Source organism: Micromonospora sp. KC606 (genome assembly GCF_004348675.1).
Taxonomy (GTDB): Bacteria; Actinomycetota; Actinomycetes; order Mycobacteriales; family Micromonosporaceae; genus Micromonospora.
Genome location: NZ_SMKN01000194.1, coordinates 1 through 10,752 on the forward strand (window position 1 = coordinate 1; position 10,752 = coordinate 10,752).

Consider the following 10,752-nt stretch of genomic DNA (forward strand, 5'->3'; position numbering starts at 1 on the left):
GGGCTGGCTGTACAGCGCCATCGCGATCGGCGCGATGCTGGGCGGTCTCACCTCCGGTTGGATCGGCCGGCTGCGCCGGCAGGGCGTGGCGTTGGCGCTGGCGGTGGTCGGCTGGGGCGTGGCGATCGCGCTGGCCGGGCTGGCCCGACAGCTCTGGTTGGTGGTGCTGCTGCTCGCCCTGGCCGGATCGGCCGATCTGGTGAGCGCGGTGCTGCGACAGTCGATGCTGCTGAGCTACGCGCCGGACCGGATGCGTGGCCGGTTGCAGGGGGTCAACACGGTGGTGGTCGCGGGCGGGCCCCGCCTGGGCGACCTGCGGGCGGGGGCGATGGCGGCCGGGTTCGGCTCCGGCGTGGCCTGGGTCGGCGGCGGCCTGGCCGCGGCGGTGCTCGCCGTCGTGCTGGTGGCGCTCTTCCCGGCGCTGCTCCGCTACCGGGCGGCGGCGGCCGCCGGTCGGGACTGAGCCGCCGGTCGGGACTGGGCCGCCGGCCGGGGGGCGTCCGAGCCGGCCGGGTCAGAGCGGGGGCGCACCGGCAGGTGGGACGTCGGCGCACCGGCCCGGCGGCGGGCCGGGGGGCAGGACTAAGGTCGCGAGCATGGAGAATGCCGTGCCGCGCCCGCCCTCGGGTGCACAGTGGACCATCGCCGCCGCCGGTCACGAGGCGGTCATCGTCGAGGTGGGCGGTGGGCTGCGGTCGTACCGGTGTGATGGCGTGGACTTCGTCGACGGGTACGGGGCGGACGAGATCTGCCCCGGCTCGGCGGGTCAGGTGTTGGCGCCGTGGCCGAACCGGATCCGGGACGGGGTGTACGAGTTCGGCGAGCGATCGCTGCAACTCGACCTGTCCGAGCCGGCCCGGCACAACGCGATCCACGGCCTGGTCAACTGGGTCTCCTGGCACCTTTTGGAGGAGTCGGCGGACGCGGTCACCATCGGGTGCGACCTGGCGCCGCAGCCCGGGTACCCGTGGGCGCTGCGGCTGCGCAGCCGGTGGAGCGTTGGCGAGGCCGGCCTGCGGGCCGAGCACGAGGTGACCAACGTCGGGGCGGAGCCGGCGCCGTTCGGTTTCTCCGTGCACCCGTACCTGCGCCTGCCCGGGGTGCCGGTGGACCAGACGTCGCTGCGGGTGCCGGCGCGGTCCCGGGTGCTGCTGGACAGCCGGCTGCTGCCGGTCGGCGCGACCGCGGTCGCCGGCACCGAGTACGACTTCACCGAGCCGCGGCCGATCGGCGACGCGGTGCTCGACCTGGCCTTCGGTGACGTCGTCCGGGACGACGACGGCGGGTCGGCGGTGATCCTGGCCGCCCCGGACGGCTCGACGGCCCTGCGCATCTGGGCGGACCGGGAGTTCGGCTGGTGGCAGGTCTACACGGGGGACACCCTGACCGGCGAACGGTTCCGCCGTTCGGTGGCGGTCGAGCCGATGACCTGCCCGGCGGACGCGTTCCGGTCCGGCAAGGACCTGATCACCCTGAAGCCGGGCGCGACCTGGCGGGGCGCCTGGGGTCTGCGGCCCGGGGCCTGAGCGTGGAGTTCGTCGAGGTCGTCCGGCGGCGTCGGATGGTCCGCAACTTCGACCCCGGCCGCCCGGTCCCGCCCGAGGTGGTGGACCGGCTGCTGGAGCACGCGGTCCGGGCGCCCTCGGCCGGCTTCGCCCAGGGCTGGGGTTTCCTGGTGCTGGAGGCGGCGGAGGACCGGGAGCGGTTCTGGGCGGCGGCGACCCCGGGCGGCGGCGGGCGGGAACGCTGGCTGGCCGGGATGCGCCGGGCGCCGCTGATCGTGGTGCCGCACGCGAACCGTTCGGTCTACCTGGAGCGGTACGCCGAGCCGGACAAGGGCTGGGCGGATCGGTCGGCCGAGCGGTGGCCGGTGCCGTACTGGTACGTGGACACCGGGTTCGCGGCGCTGTTGATGCTGCTCACCGCCGTGGACGAGGGGTTGGGCGCCTGCTTCTTCGGTATTCCACCGCAGCGGTTGGCCGCCTACCGGGCGGCGTTCGGGGTGCCGGAGGATTACCAGCCGATCGGGGCCATCACGGTGGGTTACCGAGCTGTGGACCATCGGTCACCATCGTTGCGCCGGGGGCGTAGACCGGTAGGCGAGGTGGTCCGGCGCGGCCGGTGGAGTTGAGTGGTGATTCGCCGGGTTCCGAGTGGGTGCCGGCGGTGGCAAAACCGGCGTGAGGGAGTAAAACGCGGTGTGGTGCGGGCGGTTAGGCTGGCACGGTCATCGGTGCCGCACCGCGCGGCGCCACGGCGTGACCCGGCTCCGCGCCGTCGGTCGGCCCGGCCACGGGGAGGGGAGCGTGCCGTGATCTTCAGAGCGGTCCGGGACGGGCGTCCCTACCCGGAGCACAACCTCACCCTGAAACAGTGGGCGGAGATCCCACCGCGCCCGCTGCGGTTGGACCAGCTCATCACCACCAAGCGGGAGTTGGCGCTTGACAAGCTCCTCGCCGAGGATTCGACCTTCTACGGCGACCTGTTTCCGCACGTGGTGCAGTGGAACGGCGGTCTCTACCTGGAGGACGGGCTGCATCGGGCGCTGCGCGCGGCGTTGCAGCAGCGCAACCAGATCCACGCCCGGGTGTTGGTGCTCGGCGGCCAGGGCGAGTGACCCGCCCCTGAGGGTTCGTTAAGGTGTCCGTCATGAGTCCGCTGGACCTGTTGGACGTCGACGCCTCGCTGACCGAGGATGAGCGGCAGATCCGCGCCGTCGTACGTCGGCTCGTCGACGACCGGGTACGCCCGCACGTCGCCGGCTGGTACGAGGAGGGCGGGGTGCCCGCGCGCGAACTGGCCCGCGAGTTCGGCCGACTCGGCCTGCTCGGCATGCACCTGACCGGGTACGGCTGCGCCGGCGCCTCCGCCGTCGCGTACGGGCTGGCCTGCCTGGAACTGGAGGCCGGCGACTCCGGTGTCCGCTCGCTGGTGTCGGTGCAGGGCTCGCTGGCCATGTACGCCATCCGGCGCTACGGCAGCGAGGAGCAGAAACAGCGCTGGCTGCCCGTGATGGCGGCCGGCGGGGCGATCGGCTGCTTCGCGCTGACCGAGCCCGACCACGGCTCCGACCCGGCCTCGATGGCGACCCGGGCGCGCCGCGACGGCGACGGCTGGGTGCTCTTCGGCAGCAAGATGTGGATCACCAACGCGCCGGTCGCCGATGTCGCGGTGATCTGGGCGCGTACCGACGACGGGGTGCGAGGTTTTCTCGTGCCCATGGACGCCCCCGGGGTGGGCAGGCAGGAGATTCGTCGGAAGATGTCGCTCCGTGCCTCCCTGACCGGCGAGATCGTCCTCCACGACGTCCGGCTACCGGCGGACGCCCGGCTGCCCGGCGCGACCGGGCTGAAGGCCCCGCTGAGCTGCCTGACCGAGGCCCGGCACGGCATCGTCTGGGGCGCGCTCGGTGCGGCCCGCGACTGCCTGGAGACCACCCTGTCGTACGCCACCACCCGCACCCAGTTCGGCCGGCCGCTCGCCGCCTTCCAGCTCACCCAGGCCAAGCTCGCCGACATGGCCGTCGAGTGGAACAAGGGGCTGCTGCTCGCACTGCACCTGGGCCGGCTGGCCGACGCCGGGGCGCTGCGCCCGGCGCAGGTCAGCGTCGGCAAGCTGAACAACGTGCGGGAGGCGTTGGCGATCGCCCGGCAGTGCCGCACCATCCTCGGCGCGAACGGTGTCTCCGGCGAGTACCCGATCATGCGGCACGCCAACAACCTGGAGAGCGTGCTGACCTACGAGGGCACCTCCGAGATCCACCAGTTGGTCATCGGCCAACACCTCACCGGATTGTCCGCCTTCGCCTGACCTGCGGGCTCACCCGTTCGGGTCACCCGACGGGCGGGTGTCGTACCGGAGCCGTACCGTCATCCCCAGACGAGGTGTCTGACGAGGATGGTGAGGGCGATGGCCCGCGACGGCGACATCAACGAGCCCACCAGGGAGTTTCCCGGCTATCCGACCGCCGACTCGCTGCCGGCCCGGTCCGACGTCCCACCCGGGTCCACGCCGGGCGGGCGCGGCGCCCCGGGCGGGCCGGTGAAGCGCCTGCTGCTGGTGCTCGGGGCGGTGGCGCTGGTGCTGGTCGCGCTGCTCGGCGTCCAGACCACCGGGATCTTCCCGGACTTCCGTAACCCGTTCGGCAAGGAGCAGACCGACCGCAGCCAGCCGCCGCTGCTCAAGTCGATCCAGGATCTCAGCCGCTACGTCGCCGCCGAGGGCAACTTCCAGGTCGTCGTCGACCTGCAGAAGGACCGCAACAACGTGCCCGAGTGGCTGCTCAACCAGCGGACCCTGTTCGTCGGGGCGGGCAGCGTCGAGGCGTACGTCGACTTCTCGACCCTGTCGGAGGGCGCGCTGGTGGTCTCCCCGGACGGGAAGTCCGTGGAGGTCAGGCTGCCCGCGCCGCAGCTCGGCGAGACCAACCTGGACCTGGAGTCCAGCTACGTCTTCGCCGAGGAGCGCGGTCTGCTCAACCGGGTGGGTGAGCTGGTCGACGGCGACCCCAACCGGCAGCGGCAGGTCTACCGGCTCGCCGAGGAGCGGATCACCGCGGCGGCCCGGGACAGCGGGCTGCCGCAGCGGGCCGAGGAGAACACCCGCAAGATGCTGGAGGGCCTGCTCCGCTCCCTCGGCTACGAGCGCGTGACGGTCACCTACACCGCTCCCTGACGTGCGGGCAGGGGTGGGCGGTGCGCGTTCCGCCCCTGCCCGACTCCGACCCGGGCACCACCGCTGGGGTCCGCCCGGGCGACGCCGTCAGTAGCGGGTGGCGACCCGGTCCTCGTTCGGCATCAGGATCCACAGGACGAGGTAGACGATCACCTGGGTGCCGGGCAGCAGCAGCGACAGCAGGAACAGCAGCCGGATCATGTTGGCTGAGGTGTTGAACCGGCGGGCCAGGCCGGCGCAGACGCCGGCGAGCATGCGCCCCTCGCGGGGTCGGACCAGTTTGCGACTCATCGTCGTACTCCCACTCTGCGGCGATCCGCCGCTCTGACCTCCACGGTAGGAAGGGGCGGCCATGGCGCCCTCCGTCCCGAGGGGGATCTCGTGACCGCGTACCCGTAGGTGGTTACCCGCGTCGGCCGCGGCCGACGCACCCACCGACCCGGGTGCGCCGGTGCGTCGGTCGCCGCATGTCGCCCTGTCTCCGCACGGAAGAGCCGCGACATGCGGCCCCTGGGCGCCAGTCAGGGAGACCCCGGCCAGGTGAAGGATCCGCTGCGTCGAGCGGGGACCGGTGGCTAGCATCAAGACGACGCGCGAGGCGGGCGCCGACACGAGGGCCACGGGCAAGGAGGCGGCACGCGGCGGCGTGGCCGGCAACGTGATCGAGCGCTGATGGGCGTTCGTTCACCGACTGCTAACCTTTCGTCCGTTCTTCTTCAGGCGGGAGGCGACGGTGACCGCTGGCGTGGCGGCTCTCTGGTCGCACCGCAATTCCCTGCGCATCCTGGTCAAGCGGGACCTGGCGGTGAAGTACCAGCAGTCGGTGCTGGGTTACTTCTGGTCGCTGATCGAACCGCTCGGCATGGGTGCGATCTACTTCTTCGTCTTCGGCGTGCTCTACTCCGGCGACACCAGCCGGCACCTGGGGCAGGCGGCGGAGTCGTACCCGCTCTTCCTGATCACCGGCATCTTCGCCTGGATGTGGACCAGTTCGGCGCTGAGCGAGGCGACCAACGCGCTGACCGGGCAGTCCCGCCTGATCACCACCATGAACGTGCCCCGGCAGGTCTTCCCGATCGGCCGGGTGACCGGCCGCTTCGCCGAGTACGTCGCCGGCCTGCCGATCCTGGCCGCGGTGGCCGCCGGCTACGCGGCGCACGGCCGGATCGACCCCGGCTGGTCGCTGCTCGCCCTGCCGCTGGCGGTGTTGGTGCAGGCCACCCTGCTGATCGGGCTATCGCTGTTGCTCTCCGCGGTCAACGTGCTGATGCGCGACGTCGAGCGGTTCATGCGGTTGATCATCCGGGTGCTCTTCTACGCCACGCCGATCATCTACCCGCTGAGCCTGGTGCGGGAGTCGGAGCTGCCGGGCTGGCTGAAGGTGGCGTACGAGCTGAACCCGCTGGTCGGGATCTTCCAGCTCCAGCACGCGATCTGGTACCCGGACGAGTTCCCGGACGCCCGGCTGCTGGCCACCACGGTCGGCGGCAGCCTGCTGGCGCTGGTGGCCGGCTGGTGGACGTTCCGCCGGCTCGAACCGGCCGTGCTCAAGGAGCTGTGAGGTGGCCCCGATCATCGAGGCGCAGGGCCTCGGCATCCGGTTCGTTCGCAATCGCCGCCGCCAGTTGCGGCTGCGGGAGCTGTTCATCCACCGGGGCGGACGCGGGGCGGCGGCGGGCCAGTTCTGGCCGCTGCGGGACGTGTCGTTCACCGTCGAGCCCGGCGACACGCTCGGCGTGATCGGACGCAACGGCACCGGCAAGAGCACCCTGCTGCGGCTGATCGCCGGGGTGCTCATCCCCGACGAGGGGCGGATCACCGTTCGGGGCGACGTGGCGCCGCTGCTGGAGCTCTCCGCCGGCTTCTCCAATGACCTCACCGGTCGGGAGAACCTGTACCTCGTCGGCGGGCTGCACGGACTGTCGTCGGGGTACCTGAAGCGGCACTTCGACGAGATCGTGTCGTTCGCCGGCGAGCAGGTGGAGCGGGCCATCGACACCTCGGTCCGGCACTACTCGTCGGGCATGAAGGTCCGGCTCGGGTTCGCGATCATCTCCCATCTGCCGCACCCGGTCCTGCTGATGGACGAGGTGACCGCGGTGGGCGACGCGGAGTTCCGCAAGAAGTGCTATTCGACGATCGACCGACTGCTCGCGGAGGGGCGCACCTTGGTGCTGGTGTCACACAACGAGAAGGATCTGACCCGGTTCTGCCGTCGAGGGCTCTACCTCGACGGCGGGCGGCTGACCGTGGACGGCACGGTCGCCGAGGCGCTCGACGCGTACCACGCCGCGGTGCCGCGGTGACCCTCGCGATCGTCCTCGCCGCCGGCACGCCGGCGGCGAACCTGCCCACGTCGACCGGGGAGCCCCTCGCCGACCGGCTGGCCGCGCAGTGGCGGCGGGCCGGGGTGGACGAGGTCCGGGTGGTCGCCGACCTGGTCGAGCTGGCCGACCTGGTCGACACCGTCACCGGGCCGGTGGTGGTGACCGGGGCCGACCTGGTCGCGCACACCGCCGTACTCAGACACCTGCGGACCAGCCCGGTCGGGCCGACGGTGGCCCTGGTGCTCACCGATCCGCCAGCCGACGGCCGGGTCGCGGTCCGTGAGGAACGCGGCCAGGTGGTGGCGGCCGGGCCGGAGTTGGCCGACGCGACCGGCGTCTTCGGCGGGGCGCTGCGGGTCGGCGCGGGCGACCTGCCGGTGCTCGCCGCCGCCGCGCGGGCCGCCGGGGCACGGACAGCGGCCGGGCCCGCGGTGGACCGGCTCTTCGCCGCCCTCACCGCGCTCGGCACGCTGACCTTCGCCCACCGGGTACGCCTGCTCGTGGCGCACCGGGTCGGCGACGCCGCCGGGCTGCACGCCGCCGAGGCGGCGCTGTCAGGCGTGGACGAGGACCGCGCCGAGCTGCGGCTGTCGGTCAAGGAGCGGGACGACTTCTTCACCACCTACTTCGTCAGCACCTGGTCGCCGTACGTCACGAAGGCGTGTGCCCGGCTGCGGTTGAGCCCGACGGCGGTCACGATGATCTCGGTGCTCTTCGCCGTCGTCGCGGCGGTGCTCTTCGGCGTCGGCGGCCGGCCCGCACTGGTCGCCGGCGGCGTCCTGCTCTATCTGGGCTTCGTGCTGGACTGCGTGGACGGGCAGTTGGCCCGCTACACCCGGCACTTCAGCGCCTGGGGTGGCTGGCTGGACACGATGGCCGACCGGGCGAAGGAATACGTGGTCTACGCCGGCCTCGGTTTCGGGGCCACGGCCGCCGGCTTCCGCCACGGCTGGGCCCTGGCGCTCGCGGCGATGACGTTGCAGACCGTCCGGCACATGACCGACGCCTGGTACGGGGTGCTGCACGACGAGGCGGCCCGGCGGCCCCGGCCGGCGGCGGGTGTGGGCAGCGGCATCGGCGGAATGCTGAACGCCGCGTCGACCCGGGTGCAGGCTGACACCGGTTCGGTGTCGTACTGGCTGAAGCGGACGGTGGTCTTCCCCATCGGGGAGCGGTGGGCGTTGATCGCGCTGACCGCCGCGCTGTTCGGCCCGACGGTCAGCCTGGTCGCGGTGCTGCTCTGGGGCACGCTCGCGTTCGCGTACACGGGGGCGCTGCGGACCCTGCGGGCCCGCTGGATGTGGGTGCCGGTGCTGGACACCGTCGACGCGACCCTGCACCGGGACGACGGGCCGCTGGTGACCCGGCTGCCGGTGGTCCGGCCGGTGGGGCCGTTGACCCTGGCCGTGGTCGGCGCGCTCGGCCCGGCGGTGCTGCTGGTGGCGGCGTTGCTCGCGGCCGGCGGCGAGGGTTCGGGCGGGCTGTGCTGGTGGCTGCCGGTGGCGTTGCTGGCGCTGCTGGTGGCCGGGCTGGGGGCCGGCGCGGCGCACAACGGGCCGCTGGACTGGTTGGTGCCGGCGGCTCTGCGGGCCGGGGAGTTTCTCTTCGCGATCGCCGTGGGGGTGGTCGGCGGCGCCCCGGCCTGGCTGGTCTTCGGGTATGTCTTCGTGCTCACCCTGCACCACTACGACCTGGTGGCCCGGCTGGAGAAGCGGCAGTCCGCGCCGCCGCTGCACGGCGGGACGCTGGGATGGGACGGGCGTTCGGTGCTGCTGGCCCTCGCGGGGATCACCGGTTTTGCCGGAGTTGGCCTGGCTACACTTGGTGTGTACCTTCTCGTGGTATTCGTGGCGAGCGTCGTCCTGACCTGGGTCGTCCTGCCGGCCCGCGCCGCGCGGGCGACGGCGGTGCCTTTCTCGGGCGGCTCGCCGGGCTGACGGAGGGCGGCCGGGATGACCCTGATCAGCTTCGTCGTCCCGGCCTACCGGGTGCAGGGCTACCTGCGCGAATGCCTGGACTCGCTGCTCGGGCAGCCGTTCGGCGACATCGAGGTGGTGGGCGTCGACGACGCCTCGCCCGACGCCAGTGGGGACATCCTCGACGAGTACGCCGCCCGTGACCGGAGGGTTCGGGTGGTCCGGCTCAGCGAGAACGCCGGGCTCGGTCCGGCCCGCAACGCCGGGCTGGACCGAGCCGTCGGGGAGTACGTCTGGTTCCTCGACGGTGACGACTGGCTGGCCCCGGACTGCCTGCCCGAGGTGGCCGACCGGCTCCGCGTCACCCGCCCGGACGTGCTGGTCGTCGACCACGTCCGGGTGCACTGGAACGACACCGCGAGCCGCAGCGCCATGGCGGAGGTGTTCCCCGAGCCGCCCGGCGAGGCCACCTTCCGGCTGGCCGACCGGCCGGAGGCCCTGCGACTGCTGCACACCGCCTGGAACCGGCTGGTCCGGCGGGAGTTCCTGACCGGCCTGGGGCTGCGCTTCGTCCCCGGCTGGTACGAGGACGTCTCGTTCACCTACCCGGTCCTGCTGGCCGCCGGGCGGATCGGCGTGCTCGACCGGGTCTGCGTGCACTACCGGCAGCGGCGGGCCGGTGCGATCACCCGGACCCCGGGGGACCGGCACTTCGAGGTCTTCGACCAGTGGCACCGGGTGTTCCGGTTCCTCGACGACCACCCGGAGTCGGCCGGGCTGCGGCCGGCCGTCTTCGAGCGGATGGTCTGGCACCACCTGACCGTGCTCGGCAACGGCGAGCGGATCGCTCCCGAGCTGCGGGCGGCCTTCTTCGACCGGATCACCGCCGACTACCGTCGGTTCCTTCCCGCCGCCGGCTATCCCGCGCCGGGCGGGGTGGAGGGGGTCAAGCACCGGCTGGTGTCGGCGGGACGCTGGCGGACGTTCAGCGCGCTGCGCGGCGCGAACCAGGCTCGGGCGACCGTCCGGGGCGTTGCCCGCCGGGTGGCGCCGGTGGCCCGGCGGACCGCCCAACTGACCCGGGACGGGGTGCTGCGTGAGTACTACCGGGCCGAGTTACGCCGGCCGATCGACCCGACGCTGGCCGTGTACGCCGCCTACTGGTATCGCGGCCATGCCTGCAACCCCGCGGCCGTCGCCGCCGCCGCCCGGCGGCTCGCGCCGGAGGTCCGCGCGGTGTGGATCGTCCGGCGGGACCGGGTGGACACCCTGCCGCCCGGCACCGAGTACGTGGTGGCGGGCACCCCTGCCTACTACCGTGCGCTGGCTCGGGCGCGGTGGCTGGTCAACAACGTCAACTTTCCGGACTACGTCCGCAAGCGGCCCGGTTCGGTGCACCTGCAGACCCACCACGGCACGCCGGTGAAGGTGATGGGTCTGGACCAGCAGAGGTACCCGCTGGGCGCGGTCGGGTTGGACTTCGCCGGGCTGCTGCGCCGGGTGGACCGCTGGGACTACAGCATCACCGCCAACAGTTTCTCCACCCAGATGTGGGAGCGGGCCTACCCGGCGTCGTACACGACGTTGGAGGTCGGCTACCCGCGCAACGACCGGCTGGCCGTCGCCACCGCCGAGGAGGTGGCCGAGGTCCGCGGGCGGCTCGGGATCGACCCGGGCGAGCGGGTGGTGCTGTACGCCCCGACGCACCGCGAGCACCTGCCGCGCTACCGCCCGCCGTTCGACCCGGGCCGGCTGCTCGACGTGCTCGGACCCACCGGGAGGCTGCTGATCCGCAGCCACTACTTCCACGACCGGCAGGGGCGGGTTGGGCGGCG

At 72.8% G+C, this 10,752-nt stretch carries 10 protein-coding genes and 1 pseudogene; 10 read left to right on the plus strand and 1 reads right to left on the minus strand.

Annotation, left to right across the window (positions count from 1 at the left end; all coding sequences use genetic code 11):
- From E1193_RS25485 to E1193_RS25510, 6 genes and pseudogenes are all read left to right on the plus strand, one after another.
- Positions 1-463 (plus strand): annotated as a pseudogene (locus E1193_RS25485) (MFS transporter); the annotation flags it as partial.
- A gap of 133 nt (positions 464-596) precedes the next feature.
- Positions 597-1,526 carry an aldose 1-epimerase family protein gene (locus E1193_RS25490; RefSeq protein ID WP_132185722.1) on the plus strand — a complete coding sequence of 310 codons (930 nt, stop codon included), beginning with the start codon at positions 597-599 and terminating at the stop codon, positions 1,524-1,526.
- 2 nt (positions 1,527-1,528) lie between these two features.
- Entirely contained in the window at positions 1,529-2,131 is a 603-nt protein-coding gene (locus E1193_RS25495) for a nitroreductase family protein (protein ID WP_132185723.1), read from the plus strand.
- A gap of 180 nt (positions 2,132-2,311) precedes the next feature.
- On the plus strand, positions 2,312-2,617 hold the full coding sequence (locus E1193_RS25500; protein ID WP_132185724.1) for a type II toxin-antitoxin system VapB family antitoxin: 306 nt from the start codon (positions 2,312-2,314) through the stop codon (positions 2,615-2,617).
- A gap of 32 nt (positions 2,618-2,649) precedes the next feature.
- Positions 2,650-3,810, plus strand: a complete 1,161-nt coding sequence (locus E1193_RS25505; protein ID WP_132185725.1) for an acyl-CoA dehydrogenase family protein — start codon at positions 2,650-2,652, stop codon at positions 3,808-3,810.
- A gap of 99 nt (positions 3,811-3,909) precedes the next feature.
- Complete coding sequence (locus E1193_RS25510; protein WP_132185726.1) at positions 3,910-4,674, plus strand: DUF4230 domain-containing protein; 765 nt, start codon at positions 3,910-3,912, stop codon at positions 4,672-4,674.
- Between the two features lie 87 nt (positions 4,675-4,761).
- Here E1193_RS25510 and E1193_RS25515 read toward each other — a convergent pair whose 3' ends face one another.
- A complete protein-coding gene (locus tag E1193_RS25515) occupies positions 4,762-4,965 on the minus strand; it encodes a PspC domain-containing protein (RefSeq protein ID WP_132185727.1) in 204 nt (67 codons plus the stop codon).
- Between the two features lie 442 nt (positions 4,966-5,407).
- Here E1193_RS25515 and E1193_RS25520 point away from each other — a divergent pair, with 442 nt between their 5' ends.
- From E1193_RS25520 to E1193_RS25535, 4 genes are all read left to right on the plus strand, one after another.
- Positions 5,408-6,235: an ABC transporter permease gene (locus tag E1193_RS25520; RefSeq protein ID WP_132185728.1), complete on the plus strand. Its 828-nt coding sequence runs from the start codon at positions 5,408-5,410 to the stop codon at positions 6,233-6,235.
- Position 6,236: 1 nt separating this feature from the next.
- The gene (locus E1193_RS25525; protein ID WP_132185729.1) at positions 6,237-6,980 is read left to right on the plus strand and encodes an ABC transporter ATP-binding protein; all 744 of its coding nucleotides are present in this window, start codon (positions 6,237-6,239) and stop codon (positions 6,978-6,980) included.
- A gap of 41 nt (positions 6,981-7,021) precedes the next feature.
- Positions 7,022-8,938: a DUF5941 domain-containing protein gene (locus E1193_RS25530; protein ID WP_243707891.1), complete on the plus strand. Its 1,917-nt coding sequence runs from the start codon at positions 7,022-7,024 to the stop codon at positions 8,936-8,938.
- 15 nt (positions 8,939-8,953) lie between these two features.
- Positions 8,954-10,752: CDP-glycerol glycerophosphotransferase family protein (locus tag E1193_RS25535; RefSeq protein WP_132185731.1), on the plus strand; the 1,799-nt coding region annotated here is incomplete at its 3' end.